The following is a 21,381-nucleotide window of genomic DNA, read 5'->3' as shown; positions in this document are numbered from 1 at the left end:
TGTTCTCATGGTCGAGGCTTTTCTTGTTGGCGGCGCACGTACGCCTGTAGGTCGCTACGGTGGGGCACTGTCCTCCGTTCGCCCGGACGATCTCGCAGCACTGGTGGTCCGGGAAGCAGTGGCGCGTGCCGGCGTCGATCCTGACTCCATTGACGAGGTGATCCTCGGCAACGCCAACGGCGCAGGCGAGGAAAACCGGAACGTGGCCCGTATGGCCACCATTCTTGCCGGACTTCCCCTCCACATTCCCGGCATCACCGTGAACCGCCTGTGTGCCTCCGGCCTGAGCGCCATCATCATGGCCAGCCACATGATCAAATCCGGTGCCGCGGACATCGTGGTGGCCGGCGGCGTCGAATCCATGAGCCGCGCCCCGTGGGTTCAGGAGAAGCCCACCACGGCGTTCGCCAAGCCCGGACAGATCTTCGACACCTCCATCGGCTGGCGCTTCGCCAACCCGCTCTTCACCAAGGGCGAGCTCTCACGCGACGGCAAAATGACCTATTCCATGCCGGAAACGGCTGAGGAAGTAGGCCGTGTGGACAAGATTTCACGTGAGGATGCTGACGCCTTTGCCGTCCGTTCACACCAGCGCGCACTGGCAGCCATTGCGGGCGGTCGCTTCAAGGAAGAGATTGTTCCCGTGACGGTCAAGACCCGGAAGTCCGAGACCGTGGTGGACACCGACGAAGGACCCCGCGAAGGCACCACCATGGACGTCCTGGCGGGGTTGCGACCCGTTGTGCCCGGCGGATCCGTGGTCACGGCCGGCAACTCGTCCACGCTCAACGACGGCGCCTCGGCCATCATTGTCGCGTCGGAAGCTGCCATCAAGAAGTTCGGATTGGTGCCCCGCGCCCGTATCGTCGACGGTGCTTCAGCGGGTTGCGAGCCCGAGATCATGGGCATCGGTCCCGTCCCGGCCACGCAAAAGATCCTGGCACGCACTGGGCTCACCGTGGACCAGTTGGGCGCGGTGGAACTCAACGAAGCTTTCGCCACGCAGTCGCTGGCCAGCATGCGCCGTCTCGGCCTGGATCCCGAAATTGTGAACAACGACGGCGGCGCCATCAGTTTGGGGCACCCTCTCGGTTCCAGCGGCTCACGGATCGCGATCACGCTGCTGGGCCGCATGGAGCGTGAACTCGCCTCGGTTTCCGGACCGAAGCTGGGGTTGGCCACGATGTGCATCGGCGTTGGACAGGGCACCGCAATGCTGCTGGAAGGCGTGTAATGGCACTGAACCCGGAAGACTTCACCACCCTCCTGCTTGAGGAACGCGAGGACCGCCTCACTGTCCTGCTGAACCGTCCCGAGGTCCGCAACGCGATCGACCAGACCATGGTGGACGAGCTTCACCAGGTGTGTGCTGAACTGGAGCGGAACCCCAAAGTACTGATCATCGCCGGGACGGACGGGGTGTTCGCTTCCGGCGCCGACATTGGGCAGTTGCGCGAACGACGCCGTGACGACGCCCTGCAGGGGATCAACTCCACCATCTTTGTCCGGATCGCCAAGCTGCCCATGCCCGTCATCGCGGCCTTGGACGGGTACTGCCTGGGCGGGGGCGCTGAACTCGCCTATGCGGCGGACTTCCGCATCGGGACTCCGAGCGTCAGGATTGGTAACCCGGAAACCGGCCTGGGAATCCTCGCCGCGGCAGGTGCCAGCTGGCGGCTCAAGGAACTCGTGGGTGAACCAAAGGCCAAGGAAATCCTTCTGGCTGGTGCCGTGCTTCGCGCCGAGGAAGCCTTGCGGATCAGCCTCATCACCGAAATCCACGAAGCCCCCGAGCTCATGGACGCTGCGCACAAACTGGCCGATCGGATCGGCCGCCAGGATCCCTTGGCGGTGCGCATCACCAAATCCGTGTTCCACGCTCCGGCCGAAGCCCACCCGCTGATCGATACGCTGGCCCAGGGAATCCTTTTTGAGTCCCAAGCCAAGTTTGACCGGATGCAGGCTTTCCTGGACAAAAAATCGGCGAAGGCTACGCAAGACACGGACGCATCCGCCACCTCCGCTCCGACTTCCGGCAACAACGACAGGACCCAGAAATGACCGAAGCTCCCGCCATCCCGCACGTCGTAGGAGTATTGGGCGGAGGCCGGATGGGTGCCGGCATCGCCCATGCCTTCCTCGTCAAAGGAGCCACTGTGATTGTGGTGGAACGCGATCACGAGGCAGCGGCCGGAGCGCAAGGCCGCGTTGCTGAGGCCGTGGCCAAGTCTGCTGCCCGCGGGACCCTGAACGAAACCCCCGACCAGGCGATGTCCCGTTTCAGCACCTCCACGGACTACGAATCCTTCATCCACTGCGGCCTCGTGGTGGAGGCCGTGCCTGAGGACTACGACCTCAAAGTGTCGGCGCTGAAAGCTGTGGAGGAGCACTTGTCCGCTGATGCTTTCCTGGCATCGAACACGTCCTCGCTCTCCGTCACCGGCCTCGCCAACGAACTCCGCCGCCCGGGGAACTTTGTGGGGCTGCACTTCTTCAACCCAGTCCCGGCCTCCACCCTCATCGAGGTGGTGCTGGCCAAGGAGACGTCTCCCGAACTCGCTGTTGCGGCGAAAATCTGGACTGAGGCACTCGGCAAGACCGCCGTCGTCGTGAATGACGCGCCCGGGTTCGCTTCCTCGCGCCTGGGTGTGGCGATTGCCCTCGAAGCGATGCGCATGGTGGAGGAAGGCGTGGCATCGGCTGAAGACATCGATGCCGCCATGGTCCTTGGCTACAAACACCCCACGGGCCCCCTGAAAACTACCGACATTGTGGGCCTGGACGTCCGGCTGGGCATCGCCGAATACCTGCATTCCACGTTGGGTGACCGTTTCGCTCCGCCACAGATCCTCCGCGACAAAGTGGCTCGGGGTGAACTCGGGCGTAAGACGGGCAAGGGTTTCTTCGACTGGAAAGACTGACGACAGCGGACGGTTAGGCTAACCGGGTGACTTCAATCGAACCCATCACCCTGACCGGAAAATTCGTGACGCTGGAACCGTTGAGCCAGGAACACCATGACGGGCTGGTGGATGCAGCCCGCGACGGTGACCTCTGGAAGCTTTGGTACACCTCGGTCCCGTCCCCGGAAGGCATGGCGGGTGAAATCGATCGCCGCTTGGATTTGTTGGCGAAAGGCTCCATGGTGCCTTTCGCCACGCGCTCCAACGCCACCGGCAAGCTCATCGGCATGACGACGTACATGAATATCGACGCCGCGACCCCTCGCGTGGAGATCGGTTCGACGTGGAACGCTGCGTCTGCACACGGCACGGGAACCAACCCGGATTCCAAGCTGCTGCTCCTGCGGCACGCCTTTGAGACACTGGGCTGCCCGGCCGTGGAGTTCCGGACGCATTGGCTGAACCACCAGTCCCGTGAAGCCATTTCCCGGCTCGGCGCCAAGCAGGACGGCGTCCTCCGGAACCACTCGCGCAGCGCCGACGGAGCGCTGCGCGACACCGTGGCCTTTTCCATCCTCGAGCACGAATGGCCCGCCGTGCGCAACGGCCTGGAGTTCCGGTTGTCAAAGCAGCGCTGACTGTTCCGGAAAGGTCTTTTCCCCCTTGCCCGGCAGGCGTAATCTAGCCAACACATTGCCCCGGTACGCGGCCGACTGGTGGGCGAGCCGCGACTTCCGCGAATGCGGAACCGGAGCCCCATCGAGCGGTTAAAAAAGGGGATTCACCATGGCAACTCATCACTTACGACGGCGGCACACGGCCCTTGCGGGCGGGCTCGCCATTTTGGCACTTTGTTTAGGCTTCACGGTCAGTCCGGCCAGCGCCGCACCGCCGACTCCGGTTGATTACGTAGCCCTCGGGGACTCGTACACGGCCGGGACCGGAGCGGGCGATCTTGCCGGACCTTTCCCAGCCGTTCCCTGCTGGCAAAGCGCCGGCGGATACGTGGATATCGTCGACGCTTCCACCCGGGTAACCCTTATTGATAATGCTGCTTGCCATGGTGCGTTTCTTGGGCCGGTGGGAACTTCCACACCCGTCGCACAGCAAATCGCGGAACTGAGTGGAACCGCCCTCAACAGCGAGACAGATTTGGTGAGCATCACAGCCGGTGCCCTGGATGCTGGAAGCGGGCTCGCGTTGCAGGCCTGCTCCACTCCCGACACACAGACATGCGCGGTCATCGTTGCCGGGATCATCCAGAACCTCGGCACTGTCGAAGCGGCCCTGGAAGCCACGTACCAGTCAATCCAGTTGGCTGCGCCGAACGCCACCGTTGTTGTCCTGGGGTACCCCCGGCTTTTTGATCCAGCGAAGGGCGACATCGTGGTGGGGGGAGTCACCGTGGTCCCGGTAGCCAACCAGATACTCGTCAACCAGGCAGTGGACGCTCTCAACGCCACTATTGCCAAGGCTGTAGCTGAAAGCGGCACCTCTGCGGTGTTCGTTGACGTCACCAAACGGTTCACGGGCCATGCGGTGAACTCGGACAACCCCTGGATCGTGCTGGACCTCACCCAGCCGTTGTTGGACGCGAACTTCCACCCCAACGACGCCGGACATCAAGCCTACGCATCAGTCATGCTTTCTTCCGTGCAGCTGAATAAGCTCGTCAAGCGATAGGGCAGCCTCGCCGAGGGGTGGGCTTTCGGCAGTAACCGTGATTGCCAACCTCGAGAGCCAATCCCTCGGCGGTACCCTCACGCACTTATCCTCAATGTGCTTAGCTGGCTCCTATGGAAGGAACCACGTCAGCTCACCAAGCCGTTCGCTGGGACGGTGCAGTCAACGCCTGGAAAATTGCCGGGGACGTCTACCGGATGGGCCGGCACGAATGGGTCACCGAGACGGGTTGGCAGCAGATGTACGACGACGGCGTCCGCACCGTGATCGATCTCCGCGCCTCCCGGGAGCGTCGACAACGCGACACCGATCCCGAGGTGCCGGATGACGTGAAGGCGCGTATCGACGTCGTCCATTGCCCCACTGAGGATCCGGACCACAGCGACTTCAATGAGTTGTTCGGCCCGTATCTGAAGGACCCGGCGCAGTACGGTGACTATTTGCACCTTTTCGGGGAGAAGATCGCGGCGGTTTTCAAAGCAATAGCTTCTTCGCCGGGGAAGGTGGTGGTTCATTGTTCGGCGGGCAGGGACCGCAGCGGGGTGATCGCGCTGATGCTGCAGCGGCTGGCGGGTATGGGTGACGAGGACATCGTTCGTGGCTACGAGCTCGCCGCCCGTGGGATCAACGAGCGGCATCGAACGCATGGCGCCCCGCACGCCCATGATCCGTACCTGTCTGACGACGAGCTTGAGGCCATGTTGGCGCAGCGGCGGGCGGGCCTGCGGGACTTCCTTGGTTCGATCGACGCGGTGGCTTTCCTGGCGGCCAATGGCGTCTCTGAGCTGGAGATCGCGGCGGTTCGGGCGAAGCTGGTCCCTGCGCTTCCGCGCGCTGCTAACATGCAGGATTGATCACACTTGCCGAACGGAACGGACCTGCCATGAATGCTGGTGCCCGCGTCACCATCGTGACCCGAACCAAGAACCGCCCGCTTTTCCTGGCCCGGGCCTTGGACGACATTTTCGCCCAGACGTTCCAGGACTTCGAGTTGGTGATTGTGAACGACGGCGGCAACCCGGCCGACGTCGATCGCCTCACGTCCCAGCGGGCCGACGGCGAGCGGGAGCGGATCACCACGCTCCACCATCCCGAGTCCGTGGGGATGGAAGCGGCGTCGAACGCGGGTATCAAAGCCGGATCCGGTGAGTTCATTGTGATCCATGATGACGATGACTTCTGGGCCCCGAACTTCCTGGAGAGCACCGTGGCTTACCTGGATGAGCCTGCGCATGGAGCCGAAAGTGGCGTCATGGTCCGGACCGAGATCGTCATCGAGGAACTGGTGGGGGACCGGATTGAGCCGATCCGCCGTGAGCTCTTCTGGGCGGGTATGCAGCAGATCACCCTTGCGGACATGCTGAAGATCAACCGGGCCGTTCCCATTTCCTTCCTGTACCGCCGGAGCCTGCACGATGCTGTGGGCTACTACAACGAGGACCTCCCCGTGGTGGGCGACTGGGAGTTCCACTTGCGCACCCTCAGCCACTCGCGCGTGGGGTTTATCGACGGCGAACCGCTCGCGTTTTGGTCTCAACGGCCGGAGTCCGAGGGACATGATGGCAACAGCATTTTCGCAAAGGCCGCCGAACATGCCCGCTACGATGCCTTGGTCCGCGATGAGCATCTTCGCGATGGCGTCGCCCAGGGAGGGCTTGGCGGGATGCTGTACCTGACCCGCGTCCTGGCTGAGCAGGAAGAGCTCATCCGCGCGCAGGAGCGTCGCCTCGACGAGGCAGGTGCCAAGCTGGACCATGTTCTGGAGCGGCTGGATGCCCTGAACCAGACGGTCATTGCCCGGACCAGTGTGGGGGAGTTCCTCAAGAAGCCGCTGTTGTTGGCGAAGAAGTTGGGCGGCAAGGGCTAAGCCTCCCCGCAGGGACGTCCCGGATAGGGGCGTCCCGCAAAATAACTGCTGTACTCCTCCGGGCATTCATGTACCCTGTATATATTACCGAACGGCCGGTCAGTAATGTTGGCTCCAGCCAGCAATGACCGTGCCGATTTCACGTGCCTTGGAAGGACCCGTCGACGATGACCACTACCGCAGTCGCCCCGGAAACCACAGCCGTTGCAACCGTCCCCAGCTACGTTCAGGATGCCTGGTGGACCCCGGCACCCGACGCCAGGAAGGTCCCGGTCCGCGATGCCAGCACCGGTGAAGTCCTGGCCAACGTGAGCACCGACGGACTGGACCTTGCCGCCGTCGTGAATTTCGCCCGCACCACAGGCCAAACTGAACTCGGGAAGCTGACGTTCCACCAGCGTGCGCTCAAGCTCAAGGAGCTTGCCCAGTACCTTAACGGCCGCCGTGAGGAGCTGTACGAGTCCTCGTCGCAGAGCGGCGCCACCAAGATCGACAACATGATCGACATCGACGGCGGCATTGGCGTGCTCTTCACCTTCGGTTCCAAAGGCCGCCGTGAACTGCCCAACTCGCAGGTCGTGGTGGACGGTCCCATGGAAGTGCTGTCCAAGGATGGCTCGTTCGCGGGCGAGCACATCTACACCCGCATCCCTGGCGTCGCAGTGCAGATCAATGCGTTCAACTTCCCTGTGTGGGGGATGCTGGAGAAGTTCGCTCCGGCCTTCCTCGCCGGCGTTCCCACCATCGTGAAGCCGGCGACGCCTACGGGATACGTCGCCGCCGCTGCGGTCAAGGCCATCGTCGAATCGGGCATTTTGCCGGCTGGTGCCCTTCAGTTGATCTCCGGTTCGGCCCGGACCATCCTGGATGAACTCGACTACCGCGACCTCGTGTCCTTCACGGGTTCGGCGTCTACTGCCAACTCGCTCAAGGGCCACAAGAACGTGGTCCAGGGCGGCGTCCGTTTCACGTCTGAAACCGACTCCCTCAACGCTGCCATCCTTGGCCCGGACGCTGTGCCCGGTACCCCGGAGTTCGACGCCTTCGTCAAAGCCGTCGTCACCGAAATGACCGTCAAGGCCGGCCAGAAGTGTACGGCCATCCGCCGCATCATCGTTCCCCAGTCGCTCACGGCTGATGTTGCTGCAGCCATCGGCACCCGTATCAACGAACGCGTCGTCGTCGGCGATCCCCGCGCCGAGGGCGTCACCATGGGTGCGCTGGCGTCGCTGGAACAGCTCGCCGATGTCCGCGCGGCAGTTCAGTCAATGCTCGACGCCGGCGGCGAGCTTGCGTACGGATCCCTCGATACGCCGTCGGTCACCTCAGTGGGCGGCGCCGTGGGCGTGGTGGAGGATGGCGCGTTCATGTCGCCCGTTCTCCTGAGCTGGGCGGACGCCGAAACCGAGGAAGTCCACTCGCTCGAGGCCTTCGGCCCGGTTTCCTCAGTGCTCGGTTACTCGGATCTGGCCGACGCGGTCCGCTTGGCCGCCCGCGGCTCGGGTTCGCTGGTAGCTTCGGTGTGCACCAACGATCCTTCCGTGGCGCAGGAGTTGGTGCTTGGCATCGCAGCCCACCACGGCCGCGTCCACATGCTCAACCGTGAAGACGCCCGCTCCTCCACCGGTCACGGATCCCCGGTTCCGCACCTGGTTCACGGCGGTCCGGGCCGCGCCGGTGGTGGCGAGGAACTCGGTGGCATTCGTTCCGTCCTGCACCACATGCAGCGCACCGCCATCCAGGGCTCCCCGAACATGCTGACCGCCGTCACGGGCCAGTGGCACACGGGCGCCGACCGCAACTTCACGGTGGAAACCGAGGGCGAGCACCCGTTCCGCAAGCACCTCTCCACCCTCCGGATCGGCGACGCTGTTCGCTCGGAACTCCGGGAGGTCACGCTCGAGGACATTACTGCGTTTGCCAACTCCACGGGCGACACGTTCTACGCCCACACCAACCAGGAAGCAGCCGAAGCCAACCCGTTCTTCCCCGGCATCGTGGCCCACGGCTACCTGCTCCTGAGCTGGGCTGCCGGCCTCTTCGTGGAGCCTGCTCCGGGTCCCGTCCTGGCCAACTATGGGCTCGAGAACCTGCGCTTCATCACCCCAGTGGCGGCGGGAGATTCGATCCGGGTCACGCTGACAGCCAAGAAGATCACTCCGCGTGAGACGGACGAATACGGCGAAGTTGCTTGGGACGCTGTCCTGACCAACCAGAACGACGAAATCGTGGCCACCTACGACGTCCTCACCCTCGTGGAGAAGTAAACCCTCTCTCACATCCCGCGGGTTTGGGTGGGTCCCTCTCTCACATCCCGCGGGCTTGGGTGGGTCGCTCTCTCATGTCCCGCAGGCTCAAATGGAAACTGATGTGCCGGCGACCGATCGAACGCCTTCCCACATGACGGGGAAGGCGTTCGACGTTTCGGTTGTGGGCGGACACGAGACCGTCCGACGAAGCTGCCTGTCGACTGTGACCTGTCGCCAAACCCATTTTTCGTGACCTGGTCTGACTCCTCAAACCGTTTTCGATGCTTCCAAGCCCAGTGAGAATGGCAACCCGTTTCGGGACCACTTTTTCGATGAAATCGGTCACCGCCGAGGTGAGTTGTCATGCCGGATATGCCGGGCAGAGACAGCACCAATAGTGTTGAACGCTTCGATATGGCCTTCCAAGAAAGCCTCCTGCGCGCAGGTCGGATATATCCCATGAACGGACTTTCCAGAGTTGCTAAGCCGGAAAGCGTACATGTAACAACGAGTCTGCACGCCGTCCAGATCCACCCACACATCGCCGAAGTCCACCTCCGCCTCCGCACCCGGAGCGTGTTCCTGCGGCACGAACGGTTCCACCGGCGCATTGCCCGACTCAACCGCGATGATGGCCCGGCGTGCTTTGACGTGTTGACGAACCGATGAATACGAAATGACCGCCTGGTGTTCATCAACCAGACGGTCAAACCCTTTGCGCGGTATGGCGCTGCGTTGGTGGAGCATCCAGATCAGCGAGCAGCATCGCATCAAGGGCAGCCTTCAAGGGACCCAGCTTCGTCGCCCGCCGCGCCGGGGCTTTCCGGTCAGGCGGTACCGCAGCTGCCAATGCCTAACGGACCGTCCTCCTCGATACCCGGTGCACCCGAGCAAGGGCCCGGAACTGGGCCCGATTCAAACTGCAGAACCGGTCTCCACTCAAACTGCCATAATCAGCCCTTGGGAGGTGAGAGAGGGTTCGGCTAAAGCCCTTGGGAGGTGAGAGAGGGTTCGGCTCAAGCCCTTGGGAGGTGAGAGAGGGTTCGGCTCAAGCCCTTGGGAGGTGAGAGAGGGTTCGGCTCAAGCCCTTGGGAGGTGAGAGAGGGTTCGGCTCAAGCCCTTGGGAGGTGAGAGAGGGTTCGGCTCAAGCCCTTGGGATGTGAGAGAGGGTTCGGCTCAAGCCCTTGGGATGTGAGAGAGGGTCAGGCGGCCGTGTGGAGGCCGTCGAAGGCCATGGTGATGACGTCGTCCGCGAGCTTCTCGGGGGACAGCGAGCCGCCCGGCTTGTACCATTCCACGATCGAGTTGATAGTGCCGAACAGCAGGCGCGTCACGGTGCGGGGATCGATGTCCTGCCGCAGGGAGCCGTCCTCGCGGGCGGCGGAGATGAGTTCGGCTACCTTGTGGTCGAACGCGCGGCGGCGTTCCAAGGCGTCGCGCTCAATCTCCGTGTTGCCTCGGAGTCGCAGGAGAAGCGTGACGAAGGGCAACCGGTCCACCAGCACCGCAATGGTCTGCCGCAGCACGAACTCCAGCCGCGCATCGGCGGGCCCGGACGTAGCAGCAGGCTCCTCGAGGATGGCCTCAAGGCCGCCCAACGCGTGGTCCAGGGCGAGCTTCAGCAGATCGCCCTTGGACGGCACGTGATGGTAGATAGCCGACTTCGAGATCCCGAGGTTCTCGGCCAGGATGCCCATGGACGTAGCATCGTACCCGTGGCGGTTGAAGACGTCGACGGCGATGCGGAGCACCGACTGCTGGTCATAACCGGGCCGTCCGCGCTTTGTGGTGGTCTCAGTAGGCATGCTGGCATTTTCTCACGATCTCAAGCAAGGTCAGCCCTTGGGGCGCATGTCGTAGATCCGGCGAAGCTTGCCGTTGGACCGCTCAAGGGAACCGGGCTCTACTACGTCCACTACGCAAGATGACCCGATGTGGATCTTGATCTGCTCTCGCAAGGTGTGCGCCGCCGTCGTGCCTGCATCGGTGGAAACGTTCTCGCGGCGCTCGATCTTAATGGTGAGCGAATCCATGCGCTTGCCTTCGGGACGGGTGATTTCGAGTTGGAAATGCGGGCTGAGTTCCGGGATGCGGAGTGCGATTTCCTCGATCTGGGATGGGAACAGGTTCACGCCGCGGAGGATGATCATGTCGTCGCTGCGGCCGGTGATGCGGCCCATGCGGCGGTGCGCAGGGCGGGCGGTGCCGGGGAGCAGGCGGGTGAGGTCCTTGGTGCGGTACCGGATGATCGGGAGCGCTTCCTTGGTCAGGGAAGTAAAGACGAGTTCGCCGGGTTCGCCGTCGCCCAGGACCGTGGAGTGATCGAACGGGTCGATGATTTCGGGGCGGAAGTGATCCTCCCAGATGTGGCAGCCGTCCTGGGTCTCAACGGCTTCACCGGCCACGCCAGGGCCCATGACTTCGGAGAGCCCGTAGATGTCCGAGGCCTTGATGTTCATGGTGGTTTCGAGCTCGTGGCGCATTTCTTCGGTCCACGGCTCGGCACCTAGGACGGCGTACTTGAGTGACGTGGAGGTGGGGTCGATGCCTTGGTGCGCCATGGCGTCGGCGATGGTCAGCAAGTAGGTGGGCGTGGCAAGGATGGCGTCCGGTTTGAAGTCCTGGATGAGCTGGATCTGGCGTTCGGTCTGGCCGCCGGACATGGGGATGACGGTGCAGCCGAGCGCTTCAGCACCGGCGTGTGCGCCGAGGCCGCCAGTAAAGAGGCCGTATCCGTAGGCGTTGTGGACCTTCATGCCGGGCCGGACTCCGGAGGCGCGGAAGGAGCGGGCCACCAAGGTTGCCCAGTTGGCGAGGTCCTGCTTGGTGTAGCCAACCACGGTGGGGCGGCCGGTGGTGCCGGAGCTCGCGTGGATGCGTGCCACTTGGTCCTGGGGGACGGCGAACATGCCGAACGGGTATTCCAGGCGGAGGTCTTCCTTGGTGGTGTAGGGGAACTTCCCCAGGTCGCTCAGCTCGCGGAGGTCCGAGGGGTGCACGCCGGCTTCGTCGAACTTGCGCTTGTACAGAGGCACGCGATCGTAGGCGTACGCCACGGTGTGTTTCAGGCGGGTGAGCTGCAGGGCCTCGAGTTCGTCGCGGGAGATGGTTTCTTCACGGTCCAGCACGGGGGCAGTTGCTTTTGAGGAGGAAACTGCGGGTGCGGCCACGGTGTTCTGCGTCATGGGGTTCCTACTTCTTGGAGATGGTGCGGCTGCGGCCACGGAACTCGGCAATGAGTTCACCATGCCCGGCGTCGGGGGCTGAATCGGCGTCGGGCGCAGCTGCGTAGATCTGGATGTCGTACAGGCCGCTTCGGCCGGTGCTCGCGCGGCGGTTTGCGACGGCGGTGATCACCTGGCCTTGGAACGCTGGCTTGATGAAGTTGATGTCGACGCCGGACGCCACCGTGATGTTGGCGGCTTGCTTGGGCGTGGGGTTGGCTGGGTTGCAGGCCAGCGCGAAGGCGGTGTCCCCGAAGGCGAAGATCATTCCGCCGTGGGCCATGCCGAATCCGTTGAGCATCTCCTGGCGGAGGTGCATGCGGATGGTGGCGTGCCCGTCGTCGAGCTTGAGGACCTCGATGCCCATCCATTCTGACGCGTAGTCGTTCGTCAGGATGTGGTGCGATGCACCGGAGAGGGTTGTTTCAACCATGCGTCATTGCCTCCAGCTTTATTTACCGAATGTTCATTAGGTAATCCCAGATCGCGCCACGTGTCAAGACTGGACCAGTATTCGCCTGCACCTAGTAGCCTCGGAGACATGCCCGAAATTGAGCTCCCCATCACCACAGACCGACTCATTCTGCGCCGCTTCGAAGCCGAGGACCTCGATCGCTTCCACGGATACCAGTCGCTTCCCGAAACTGCCCGGTTCCTTCTGCGCAATGAGCTGACCAGGACCAAATCCATGGAAGTCCTGGGCCGGTACGCCAACTTCGAGTTCAACCAGGAGGGAGATTGGATTTGCCTGGCCATCGAGAGGAAGGACCACCCGGGCCTCATGGGCGAAGTGGTGTTGAAATGGCTTGAGGGGACAGGGCAGGCAGAGGTGGGCTGGATTCTCCATCCTGATGCCCAGGGCCACGGCATTGCTACCGAAGCCGCGGAAGCCGTGCTGAGGCTTGCGTTCGAGACACTCTCATTCCACCGCGTTGACGCCAAGTTGGATGCCCTCAATGAAGGATCGGCCGGCATCGCCAAGCGCCTGGGCATGCGCCTGGAAGCGACGCTGGTGGACAACTGGCACTACAAGGGCCAGTGGGCCACGGAGAACATCTACGCGATTCTCGACTCCGAGTGGCGGACCCGCCACCATCCATGGACGCGGACCATCAACTGACGGGCCACGTCTTGTGGTGCTTCAACTGCTCGGTCAGCTGCTCTTCAGGCAGCGGCCTGCTGAAGTAGTACCCTTGGCCGCTGGTGCACCCGATGCTGAGGAGATACTCGGCTTGGTCGGCACTTTCGACGCCCTCCCACACCGCAGCCAAACCGCAAGCCCGGATCAACTGCAGCACGGCGGCCAGCAGCGCGGGTTGCGAGGGGTCGCTGCCCAGTGCTGAGAGCAGGGTCCGGTCCACTTTGACGGTGTCCACTGGAAGCTGGCGGAGGTAACTGATGGAGGAGTAGCCGGTGCCAAAGTCGTCGATTTCCAGTCCCACACCCAGTCGGCGCAGGCTGTTGAGCGTGTAGCGGTCCAAGTCATTACCTTGAATGACTGCGCTCTCTGTCAGTTCCAGGACCAGGAGCGACGGGTCCAGCCCGGCTGACGCCAAAGCCTCGCGGACGTCTTCAATGAACTCCAGCCGCTGCAGATCCGCCGCCGAAACGTTGATGCGCATGCTGAAGTTGTGGCCCGACGTGAGGGGATCGGTGCGCCATTGCTTCAACTGCCCGACGGCGGTGCGGAGCACCCAGCCGCCCAGATCGGAAATCATTCCGGTTTCCTCTGCAATGGGAATGAACTCGTCCGGCATGACGAGACCGCGGGTGGGGTGGTTCCAACGGACCAACGCCTCCACACCCTCGATTTCGCGGGTATCCAACCGGATGATCGGCTGATAGTAGAGCACCAGCTGGGAGCCGGATATCGCTTCCTTGAGTTCGCCCACCAGTTGGTTCCGCATTTGCCTGGCGTGCAGCATAGCGGGTTCGAAGACTTTGAGCTTGCCACGTCCGTCGGCCTTGGATTCGTACATGGCGATGTCTGCTTCCATCATCAGTTCCTCCGCGCGGTGGCCGGGATCGGCCATCCGGAGGCCCATGCTGGCACCGCAACGCAGGTGATGGCCCTCAACTTCCATAACGCCCACCACTGCGGCAAGGATACGGTTGCCGATGGAGGCGGCGATAGCGGGAGTCACGTCGGGGATCAGCACCGCGAATTCGTCTCCGCCCATGCGGGCCACCATGTCCTGATCCCGGACGGCGCCGGTGATCCGATTGGCCACCGTCTCCAGGACCTTGTCCCCGATAGTGTGCCCCAGGGAGTCGTTGATCGCTTTGAACCCGTCCATGTCCAGGAGGAGGATGGCTGCCTTTCGGCCGCTCTGCGCCCCACTGGACTGGGCTTCGCTGAGTGCCGTGGCAAATGCTGAGCGGTTGTTCAGGCCTGTGAGGGGATCGGTCAGGGCCATGTGCTGCATCGCCAGATGGGCTTCATTGAGCTGCTGGGTACGGGCCCGCACCCGTTGCTCCAGCTCTTCATAAACGATCTGGAGATCCTCGGCCAGGAGGTTGGTGCCCATGATCACGGCATCGATTTCGTCACGCGCCTCGGAGACGTCGATTCTGGTGTTGAGATCCCCGGCCGCCAACCTGACGATTCCGTCCAGGAGCAGCCCTAGGCGAGGGTCTTCGCCGGAGTACATTTTCCCTTCGGACATGCTCACCCCCCGTGTGGCTCGCCTCGTTGTTCATCGCTATTTCGAAGGTACTCCCGAACGGCTGCGCTGCGTTCGGGCAATGCAGCCTGTTCGAACAGCATGGCAGCTTTTTCGAACGTCACCAGTGCATCCTGCCGTCGATCGGATTCAAGCAAGGTCCTGGCCAAGAGGAAATGTGCTTCCGCCGAGGTTTGCGTGGCCAGAATGGAGGAGCGGGCGCACAGGGGTTCAAGGATAGCGGTGGCTTGTTGCATATCGCCGCTGAGAAAATACCAGTGGGCGCGGACCAGCGACATTTCCAAGTGGTCCCGTTCAGAGCCGCCCACAATATCCGTGGCGAGCTCTGCCCTTTCAATGCAGCGGAGGGTTGCGGCATCACTGAGTTTTGCCTGAAGGCGCATTTCCGCTGATGCCCTGTTGAAGCGTGCCCACAAATCAACGTCCTTGGACGGTGAAAGCCGTTCGGCCGCCAGATCGTGGTAAAGGCCGCCGTCGGCAACACGATTGGCAAGGAAGGCAACGTTGCCAATCACCCAATAGCCTTTGCCGGCAGTGTCTTCGTCGACGTCGTCGGTCAGCAGGGTTTCCAGGACGAGGCATTCGCGCCAGGCATCGTTCAGGAGCCGGCTCTCCGCCAATGCCGCGATCAGGGCGCGCTGGGCGAGAATCTGAACATACAGCAACTCGGCGTCCCCGGCCGCAAGTTTGGCCGCCTCTGCAGCCATGGTGGCAGCCTCGGGGAGCCTGCCCAGGCCTTGGAATGCCACGGCAACCATGGTTCCTGCTTTGGCCCCGAGTTCGGGCGAGGACGCGGTCAGGCTGTGGTTGTTGAGCTCCATGGCGACGTTGAGGTATTCCTCAATGCGGCCTTGGTCCCGGAGGCATTCCGCTTGCAGGTACCGCATGTTCCACCAGGACTCGTCATCTCCGGCCGCGGTGGACAGTCCGGCAGCCTCTCCGGCCAGGCGGTAGGCCTCGCCGAAATCCCGCTCCTTCCACTTGGCGCGTGCCGTGAGACCGGCAACGAAGTGGGAGGCGAGGTGCGGACTTTGCATGTGCCCATTATCCATGTCATTGCGGAAGAAAAGCTCGTATAGTTTGCACCGTGACTTTATTCAAGTCACAGACAACAAATTCGCATCAGTACGAAAGGGCATAGCGGATGAAAAAATTTGCGGCAACCCTGCTCATGGCGGCGGTTCTGGCAGTAACGGGTTTCGCTGCCCCGGCTAATGCCGAGCCCACGCAGGACAGCACGGCAATCGGTTGGTGGCCTAACAGCTTCACCACTACTAAGACGAACACCACCAGCATCGGTTGGTGGCCGAACTAAACATTGGGGGAGCGCCTCTCAAGGCCATATAACGTCAATTGATGCCCCGGGCTGCGGCCCGGGGCATCAATTTTGTTTCGCAGTATGTCGAGCATTAGTGACCGTAGAGCACTGGTACGGACCTCACGTTGACACGCCTGTCACGCCGGGCAGGGGCTTGCCTATGGCCCGCCCACCGGCAACTCCACGGATACCGTGGTGCCTGACCCCAAGGTGGAATCCAGCAGGAGGCGGCCCATGTGGCGGCTGATGATGTCGTGCGCTATCGCCAGTCCGAGCCCACTGCCGGGGACCGCGGCGGATGTTGCGTTGGAGGCCCGGTAGAAGCGGGTGAAGATGTGGGGGAGATCGTGCTCGGGAATGCCCAGGCCGTTGTCTGCGATCTCTACCAGCGCCAGCCCGCCGCCCTCCGAGTCCGAGACTGAACTGGTGATGCCCACCCTTCCGCCCTCGGGCGTGAACTTGATGGCGTTGGCCACGATGTTGGTGAACACCTGCTCCAGCTTCGCTTCGTCGGCCGTAACCTCGATGTCGTCAGTCCCATCGGTAAAAGACAACGAAACGTGGCGGGACTCTGCCAGCGGCCGAAGCGTGGCCACCACCACCTGGAGGAGCTTGGCAATATCCACCGGTTTGAGGTCCAGGTTGCTGCCGTCCTGCATGGACACGGTAAGCATGTCCTCGATGAGCCTGCGGAGGCGGTTGGAGTTCCGGGCGATGACATCGAGCATCTTCCTGATGCCGTCGGGAACCGGCCCGCCGGATCCGTCCTGGATCATGTCCAGGTAAGCGGTGATGGAGGTCAGCGGTGTCCGGAGTTCATGGTTGACGGTGGCCAGGAAGTCGGTCTTGGCCTTGTCCAGTTGCCTCAACTGGTGCAGGACCCGCTGTTGGGCGCTGATGAGGTGGCCTTGGATGAGTCCGTGGGCCACGTTCCCGGCCACGTGTTGCATCAGCGCGATCTCGGGGCGGGTCCAATCGTGCCGTTCCCGGACGGTGGAGAGCAGGATGATGCCCAACGCCGTCGCTCCCTCACCCACGGGGAGAAGGACGGTGGACACAGGGTCGAGCTCGCCTGACCACTCCCGCAGTGCCGTGGCGATCCTGGAGTCGGGGTCTTCGCGGTGGTCCGCGACCGCCAGGACGTCCGCATCCGCCCACAGCCTGTTGGCGGCCTCGATAATGGCGTTTTCGCTCTCACCCAGCCTCGCGGGAAGCAGCGGAAGGCCAGGACGGTTCCACTGTGCACGAATGGTGGGAACACGTTCGTCGCGGAAGGTAGCAAACCATACGTGGTCCACGTCCAGCGCCTCACCGAAGCCACGCACCACGTGGTCTGAGATCAATTGGGGATCATTGGTCTCCCGGATCGCCGAGGAGACATTGCGGAGGCTTTCGCGCAGTGCTTCGATTTCGCCGCGTGAACGGGCGCGCTCGGCGGCCCGGCCGATAAGGGTTTCAACCCGGTGGACCAGTTCCCCGGATTGCACGGGGCTGATGACGTAGTCCGCTACGCGCCAGGATTCCACTTCCCGGAGGTCAAGGGATTCCTGGGAGGCAAGGACCAGGAGCATGGGAACCCCGGGGCTGCGCAGTCCGTGTGCCAGGGAACTCTCAGCCACCGCAACCGAGGGGCGCTGGTGCTGTAGATGGGCGGCCAGGGCGGCGGCATCCACGGCAGGGAACACGCTGAATCCCGCGGCGGCAAGGGCGGCCGTCGTCGCGGCCAAACGGTCCTTGTCTGAATCCGCCACTACGGCGGAGCGGGCATGCTGTACGCCGGCAACGGTCTCGCCCACTGAGCCCCTTCCGTTCCAACGGTTCATTCACGGTGTTTTCATGATGTGGCAACACCCTATCAGCGGCACTGCGGCCAAAGGTGACCACGCGGCAAATGGGTTGGATGAGTCCTGGGACACACCTTTACTTTGCCCTGTGGATTCGACAGCCTTGAGGGTGTCAGCAGAGGTAACCCGCTGCAGCAGCACCAACCGCGCAAGGAGCACTGTGGACCACCCAGCAACACCGCAGGACCACCAACAGGTGACGTTCGAGCTGGAGCTCGAAGAACCAGGCATTCTTCGCCTGACGTGGCCGCGCGGGGCAAGGATCAAGGAACCTGACGCCCAGCGGGCCATGGACCGGGTGAACGAGCTCTGCGGCGAGGAACGCCATCCCATGATCGTTGACATGGCCACCACGGACGATGTCACCCGGGGTGCCCGTTCCGTGTTTGCCAAACCGTGCCAGGCCAACCGCATCGCGCTCTGGGGCTCATCTCCGGTGGACAGGGTCATTGCCAACTTTTTTCTGGGCATCATGAAGCCTCCGTGCCCCACCAAGTTCTTCACTTCTGAAACAGAGGCGTTGGAGTGGCTGGTGGAGGCGTAGGGCCACCTATATTTGGAGAATGTTCTCCGCTTTCAGGAAGTACCTGCTGATTCCCCGCCTCATCAGGCTCTCTTCCGCTGCGCCCAAGGATCCCCGCACTGCCTGGGACCGGTTTTGGGGCGATATCCGCTCAACCGGTGCCACTGGCGACGTCCTGTGGGACTCGGGCAGCGACCATGAACTCAACGGCTACCTCCCCCAAATGGCTCAGTTGGACCCGTCTTTGCCCGTGGTGGACGTCGGATGCGGCAACGGCAGTTTCACGCGCCTGCTGGCCAAACACTTCCCGCACGCATTAGGGCTGGACTACTCTGCAAACGCGGTTGAGCGGGCACGGCAGGAGTCAGCAGGAACCACGACGGCGTCATATGCGGTCTGCGACATGACGGCACCGGACGCAGCGCAGACTGTCGCTACGGCCCTCGAAGCGGCAGGCTGGACGGGGGATGCGAACATCTTCATCCGTGGTGTCCTGCACGTTCTGGACCGAAGCGGCCGCGCCGCGTTGGCTGCGAACCTGCTGCCCGTCGTCGGGACCCGCGGAGGCGTGTTCCTGACTGAAACCAACTTTCCTGGCACGCCGGTGGACTACGTCAGCCATCTGGGTGCCACCCGCAGTTCCATTCCCGCCCCGTTGGAGTGGGCCATCCGCGGGCTGCCGATGCCCGGCCGGTTCGGGGCGGCACAACGGGCCAAGGCCTTCGCGGCGGCGGACTGGAACCTTATCGTTGAAGGCTCGGCGAGCATCGAGACGCGCCCGCTGAGCAACCCGTCAACCCCGGACCTGATCCCTGGATACTTCGCACTCCTCCGGGCCCGCCAGCGCTAAAAAACTCCTACTTCAGGCCGGCTCCAGGCAGGAGTTCAGTGGCTCCAAGGGAGTCGGCGACGAACGCGTAGTCCCAGGCCCGCTCACGCCACTGGACGTACCGGCCCGAGGCTCCGCCGTGTCCGCCGTCCATTTCGATCTTCATGACGATCGGCTCGGAACCCGTGGACACGGAGCGCAGTGCCTGAACCCATTTGGCAGGCTCTACATACAGCACCCGGGTGTCGTTGAAGGATGTCACCGCAGCGATCTTGGGGTAGGCAACGGCCCCCACATTCTCGTACGGAGTGTAGGACTTCATGTAGGCGTAGGCCTCGGGGTCCGTGATCGGGTTTCCCCATTCCTCCCATTCCAGGGCGGAGAGCGGAAGCTCGGGATCCAGGATGGTGGTCAGCGCATCCACGAACGGCACCTGTGCCACCACGGCAGCGTATTTTTCCGGGGCCATGTTGGCGACTGCTCCCATGAGCAATCCTCCCGCCGATCCACCCATCGCCGCGATGCGGGACGGGTCAACCCACCCCGATCCAGCCAGCCAATCGGTGGCCGCGATGAAGTCCGTGAAGGTGTTCTTCTTGGTGAGCTTCTTGCCGTCCTCGTACCATTGGCGGCCCAATTCGCCGCCGCCCCGGATGTGGGCGATCACCATGACGATGCCGCGGTCCAGGAGGGACAAGCGGGCTACGCCGAAGCCTGGATCCATGCTCATCTCGTACGAGCCATAGCCGTAAACCAGCCCTGCGCCCGTGCCGTCCTGCTGTACCGACGCGTGACGCAGCACTGACAGCGGGACCCGGGTGCCGTCGTCGGCCGTTGCCCATTCGCGGGTAGCCACGTAGTCCTGCGCCGTGTAGCCGCCCAGGACGGGGCTTTCCTTGCGGAGGAGCAGCTGGCCGGATGGCAGTCCGGCGGTGGGGAGGACGAAGTCGTAGACGCGCGACGGCGTGAAGTAGGACGTGTAGCCCATGCGGATGACGGGAGCCTCGTAGTCCGAACCTGCAACCCCGGCGGTGTAGAGCTCTTCGTCAAAGGCCGGCTCCACCGGCGCACCCTGGGCCTCGGTGCCGAGGCCGGCCAAGGGCAGCACCTGGACCCGTTCGATGGTGTCCTTACGAACGGAGAGCACCAAGTGCGTGGATGTCACGCCGGCGCCGTTGACCCGGACGTCGTTGGAATGTTCGACGACGGTACGCCAGTCCTGCTCTGCCAGCGGCTTGGTCAGCTCAGCGGGGTCCACCAGGCTGACCATCGAGTTGATGGCGTCCTTGTTGTGGGTCAGGAGGAGTGTTTCCCTGCCGTCCAGGAGGAAGGGCTCAGCCTCGTACAGAATATGGTGGTCGCGGGAGATCACAGTGCTGAGGCCGGCGTCGTAGTCGTCGAAGCGGAGCAGTTGCGTCTCGCTGAACTCCGAGCAGCCGATGCTGAGCACCAAGTGCCGTCTGTCCGCGGAGAGATCGAACCCCAGCCACATGGCGACGTCGTCCTCCTGGTAGAGAACCTGATCATCGGCCACCGGCGTACCCAGGACGTGGGCCTTCACCTGGTAGGGGCGCCACGAATCATCCACCACCGTGTAGAAGAGGCGCGTGCCGTCGGGGGAGAAGGCTACTCCGTAGAAAATACCCTCGATGATGTCCGGGAGGAGCTCCCCGGTGCGCAGGTCCTTGATCCTGAGGGTGAACCGTTCGTCGCCTGAGTTGTCCACGGCATAGGCGTAAAGGTTGCCGTCAACTGTCACCGCGGCACCGCCCACGCTGAAGAACGGCTGGCCCTCGGCTTCGATGTTGCCGTCCAGGAGGATCTGTTCGCCGTCGATTTTCACGCCGGGCTCCACGGACGGGGGCGTCCAGTCCGCTACGGGGTCCCCGGTGTTGTGGGCCAGGACGCGGCACTGGATGCTGTACTCCTTCCCTTCCACCGAACGGCTGTAGTACCACCAGCCGTCCTTGCGGCTGGGCACGGACAGATCCGTTTCCTGGGTGCGGCCCTTGATCTCTTGGAACATGGCTTCCCGCAATGGTTCCTGGTGCGCTGTGACGGCTTCCTGGTAGGCGTTCTCGGCCTTCAGGAGGTCCACCACCTCAACGGATTCCTTGTCCCTGAGCCACTCGTAGTTGTCCACAAAAACGTCGCCGTGGTGTTCACGGCGTGTGGGGACCCGCTTGGCGACAGGAGGCACCGCTGTTGGTTCCGGAGCAGCGGCAGGGACGGAAGATGTGTGGCTCATGTGGCCACT

At 63.1% G+C, this 21,381-nt stretch carries 19 protein-coding genes and 1 pseudogene; 12 read left to right on the top strand and 8 right to left on the bottom strand.

Annotated features, from left to right (window positions below):
• The first annotated feature begins 7 nt into the window (after window positions 1–7).
• The 8 genes from ABQM86_RS16580 to paaZ all read left to right on the top strand — a co-directional run bounded on the left by ABQM86_RS16580 (window position 8) and on the right by paaZ (window position 8,720).
• A complete protein-coding gene (locus tag ABQM86_RS16580; protein ID WP_337339208.1) occupies window positions 8–1,234 on the top strand; it encodes an acetyl-CoA C-acyltransferase in 1,227 nt (408 codons plus the stop codon).
• Window positions 1,234–2,061: an enoyl-CoA hydratase/isomerase family protein gene (locus ABQM86_RS16575; RefSeq protein WP_369744979.1), complete on the top strand. Its 828-nt coding sequence runs from the start codon at window positions 1,234–1,236 to the stop codon at window positions 2,059–2,061. The genes ABQM86_RS16580 and ABQM86_RS16575 overlap by 1 nt, the downstream gene beginning before the upstream one ends.
• Window positions 2,058–2,921, top strand: a complete 864-nt coding sequence (locus tag ABQM86_RS16570) for a 3-hydroxyacyl-CoA dehydrogenase family protein (RefSeq protein WP_207594457.1) — start codon at window positions 2,058–2,060, stop codon at window positions 2,919–2,921. The genes ABQM86_RS16575 and ABQM86_RS16570 overlap by 4 nt, the downstream gene beginning before the upstream one ends.
• 26 nt (window positions 2,922–2,947) lie before the next feature.
• Complete coding sequence (locus ABQM86_RS16565; RefSeq protein WP_369744977.1) at window positions 2,948–3,541, top strand: GNAT family N-acetyltransferase; 594 nt, start codon at window positions 2,948–2,950, stop codon at window positions 3,539–3,541.
• Window positions 3,542–3,689: 148 nt separating this feature from the next.
• Window positions 3,690–4,586, top strand: a complete 897-nt coding sequence (locus ABQM86_RS16560) for an SGNH/GDSL hydrolase family protein (protein ID WP_369744976.1) — start codon at window positions 3,690–3,692, stop codon at window positions 4,584–4,586.
• Between the two features lie 113 nt (window positions 4,587–4,699).
• Window positions 4,700–5,440, top strand: a complete 741-nt coding sequence (locus ABQM86_RS16555) for a tyrosine-protein phosphatase (RefSeq protein WP_369744975.1) — start codon at window positions 4,700–4,702, stop codon at window positions 5,438–5,440.
• Window positions 5,437–6,453, top strand: coding sequence for a glycosyltransferase family 2 protein (locus ABQM86_RS16550; protein WP_369744974.1), 1,017 nt, complete (start codon window positions 5,437–5,439; stop codon window positions 6,451–6,453). Before ABQM86_RS16555 ends, ABQM86_RS16550 begins: the two co-directional genes overlap by 4 nt.
• Window positions 6,454–6,620: 167 nt before the next feature.
• A complete protein-coding gene (paaZ, locus tag ABQM86_RS16545; protein ID WP_369744973.1) occupies window positions 6,621–8,720 on the top strand; it encodes a phenylacetic acid degradation bifunctional protein PaaZ in 2,100 nt (699 codons plus the stop codon).
• 339 nt (window positions 8,721–9,059) lie between these two features.
• Here the strand turns inward: paaZ and ABQM86_RS16540 are convergent.
• The 4 genes and pseudogenes from ABQM86_RS16540 to ABQM86_RS16525 form a co-directional block, all read right to left on the bottom strand.
• Window positions 9,060–9,645, bottom strand: a pseudogene (locus ABQM86_RS16540) (IS21 family transposase); the annotation flags it as partial.
• 259 nt (window positions 9,646–9,904) lie between these two features.
• Window positions 9,905–10,507, bottom strand: a complete 603-nt coding sequence (locus tag ABQM86_RS16535) for a TetR/AcrR family transcriptional regulator (protein WP_089596031.1) — start codon at window positions 10,505–10,507, stop codon at window positions 9,905–9,907.
• Between the two features lie 30 nt (window positions 10,508–10,537).
• Window positions 10,538–11,887 carry a phenylacetate--CoA ligase PaaK gene (gene paaK / locus ABQM86_RS16530; protein ID WP_369744972.1) on the bottom strand — a complete coding sequence of 450 codons (1,350 nt, stop codon included), beginning with the start codon at window positions 11,885–11,887 and terminating at the stop codon, window positions 10,538–10,540.
• Between the two features lie 7 nt (window positions 11,888–11,894).
• Window positions 11,895–12,359: a hotdog fold thioesterase gene (locus ABQM86_RS16525; RefSeq protein WP_207594445.1), complete on the bottom strand. Its 465-nt coding sequence runs from the start codon at window positions 12,357–12,359 to the stop codon at window positions 11,895–11,897.
• Between the two features lie 108 nt (window positions 12,360–12,467).
• Between ABQM86_RS16525 and ABQM86_RS16520 the strand changes: the two genes are divergently transcribed.
• The gene (locus ABQM86_RS16520) at window positions 12,468–13,046 is read left to right on the top strand and encodes a GNAT family N-acetyltransferase (RefSeq protein WP_207594444.1); all 579 of its coding nucleotides are present in this window, start codon (window positions 12,468–12,470) and stop codon (window positions 13,044–13,046) included.
• On the opposite strand, the gene ABQM86_RS16515 is transcribed toward ABQM86_RS16520, so the two are convergent.
• Window positions 13,039–14,592: a bifunctional diguanylate cyclase/phosphodiesterase gene (locus ABQM86_RS16515; RefSeq protein ID WP_280623422.1), complete on the bottom strand. Its 1,554-nt coding sequence runs from the start codon at window positions 14,590–14,592 to the stop codon at window positions 13,039–13,041. The genes ABQM86_RS16520 and ABQM86_RS16515 overlap by 8 nt on opposite strands.
• A 2-nt stretch (window positions 14,593–14,594) precedes the next feature.
• Window positions 14,595–15,647, bottom strand: coding sequence for a hypothetical protein (locus tag ABQM86_RS16510; RefSeq protein ID WP_207594442.1), 1,053 nt, complete (start codon window positions 15,645–15,647; stop codon window positions 14,595–14,597).
• A gap of 107 nt (window positions 15,648–15,754) precedes the next feature.
• Here ABQM86_RS16510 and ABQM86_RS16505 point away from each other — a divergent pair, with 107 nt between their 5' ends.
• The gene (locus ABQM86_RS16505) at window positions 15,755–15,925 is read left to right on the top strand and encodes a hypothetical protein (protein WP_207594441.1); all 171 of its coding nucleotides are present in this window, start codon (window positions 15,755–15,757) and stop codon (window positions 15,923–15,925) included.
• Window positions 15,926–16,086: 161 nt separating this feature from the next.
• On the opposite strand, the gene ABQM86_RS16500 is transcribed toward ABQM86_RS16505, so the two are convergent.
• Window positions 16,087–17,751 carry an ATP-binding protein gene (locus ABQM86_RS16500; RefSeq protein WP_369744971.1) on the bottom strand — a complete coding sequence of 555 codons (1,665 nt, stop codon included), beginning with the start codon at window positions 17,749–17,751 and terminating at the stop codon, window positions 16,087–16,089.
• A 181-nt stretch (window positions 17,752–17,932) separates the two neighbouring features.
• On the opposite strand from ABQM86_RS16500, the gene ABQM86_RS16495 reads away from it, so the two are divergent.
• Together ABQM86_RS16495 and ABQM86_RS16490 are read left to right on the top strand one after the other, a co-directional pair.
• A complete protein-coding gene (locus ABQM86_RS16495; protein WP_089596025.1) occupies window positions 17,933–18,316 on the top strand; it encodes an STAS/SEC14 domain-containing protein in 384 nt (127 codons plus the stop codon).
• A 19-nt stretch (window positions 18,317–18,335) separates the two neighbouring features.
• A complete protein-coding gene (locus ABQM86_RS16490; protein WP_280623421.1) occupies window positions 18,336–19,145 on the top strand; it encodes a class I SAM-dependent methyltransferase in 810 nt (269 codons plus the stop codon).
• Window positions 19,146–19,152: 7 nt separating this feature from the next.
• Here ABQM86_RS16490 and ABQM86_RS16485 read toward each other — a convergent pair whose 3' ends face one another.
• Window positions 19,153–21,372, bottom strand: coding sequence for a S9 family peptidase (locus tag ABQM86_RS16485; RefSeq protein ID WP_369744969.1), 2,220 nt, complete (start codon window positions 21,370–21,372; stop codon window positions 19,153–19,155).
• Between the last annotated feature and the right edge of the window lie 9 nt (window positions 21,373–21,381).

This window comes from Paenarthrobacter sp. AMU7 (genome assembly GCF_041200195.1).
Taxonomy (GTDB): Bacteria; Actinomycetota; Actinomycetes; order Actinomycetales; family Micrococcaceae; genus Arthrobacter.
This window is presented reverse-complemented; position numbering and strand designations above follow the sequence as displayed.

What these genes read in the sequence shown, in the direction of transcription:
- ABQM86_RS16580 (WP_337339208.1), top strand. Translation starts at nt 8, where the DNA reads ATGGTCGAGGCTTTTCTTGTTGGCGGCGCACGTACGCCTGTAGGTCGC.
- ABQM86_RS16520 (WP_207594444.1), top strand. Translation starts at nt 12,468, where the DNA reads ATGCCCGAAATTGAGCTCCCCATCACCACAGACCGACTCATTCTGCGC.
- ABQM86_RS16510 (WP_207594442.1), bottom strand. Translation starts at nt 15,647, where the DNA reads ATGCAAAGTCCGCACCTCGCCTCCCACTTCGTTGCCGGTCTCACGGCA.
- paaK (WP_369744972.1), bottom strand. Translation starts at nt 11,887, where the DNA reads ATGACGCAGAACACCGTGGCCGCACCCGCAGTTTCCTCCTCAAAAGCA.
- ABQM86_RS16505 (WP_207594441.1), top strand. Translation starts at nt 15,755, where the DNA reads ATGAAAAAATTTGCGGCAACCCTGCTCATGGCGGCGGTTCTGGCAGTA.
- ABQM86_RS16500 (WP_369744971.1), bottom strand. Translation starts at nt 17,751, where the DNA reads ATGAACCGTTGGAACGGAAGGGGCTCAGTGGGCGAGACCGTTGCCGGC.
- ABQM86_RS16490 (WP_280623421.1), top strand. Translation starts at nt 18,336, where the DNA reads ATGTTCTCCGCTTTCAGGAAGTACCTGCTGATTCCCCGCCTCATCAGG.
- ABQM86_RS16515 (WP_280623422.1), bottom strand. Translation starts at nt 14,592, where the DNA reads ATGTCCGAAGGGAAAATGTACTCCGGCGAAGACCCTCGCCTAGGGCTG.
- ABQM86_RS16535 (WP_089596031.1), bottom strand. Translation starts at nt 10,507, where the DNA reads ATGCCTACTGAGACCACCACAAAGCGCGGACGGCCCGGTTATGACCAG.
- ABQM86_RS16555 (WP_369744975.1), top strand. Translation starts at nt 4,700, where the DNA reads ATGGAAGGAACCACGTCAGCTCACCAAGCCGTTCGCTGGGACGGTGCA.
- paaZ (WP_369744973.1), top strand. Translation starts at nt 6,621, where the DNA reads ATGACCACTACCGCAGTCGCCCCGGAAACCACAGCCGTTGCAACCGTC.
- ABQM86_RS16570 (WP_207594457.1), top strand. Translation starts at nt 2,058, where the DNA reads ATGACCGAAGCTCCCGCCATCCCGCACGTCGTAGGAGTATTGGGCGGA.
- ABQM86_RS16575 (WP_369744979.1), top strand. Translation starts at nt 1,234, where the DNA reads ATGGCACTGAACCCGGAAGACTTCACCACCCTCCTGCTTGAGGAACGC.
- ABQM86_RS16525 (WP_207594445.1), bottom strand. Translation starts at nt 12,359, where the DNA reads ATGGTTGAAACAACCCTCTCCGGTGCATCGCACCACATCCTGACGAAC.
- ABQM86_RS16485 (WP_369744969.1), bottom strand. Translation starts at nt 21,372, where the DNA reads ATGAGCCACACATCTTCCGTCCCTGCCGCTGCTCCGGAACCAACAGCG.
- ABQM86_RS16560 (WP_369744976.1), top strand. Translation starts at nt 3,690, where the DNA reads ATGGCAACTCATCACTTACGACGGCGGCACACGGCCCTTGCGGGCGGG.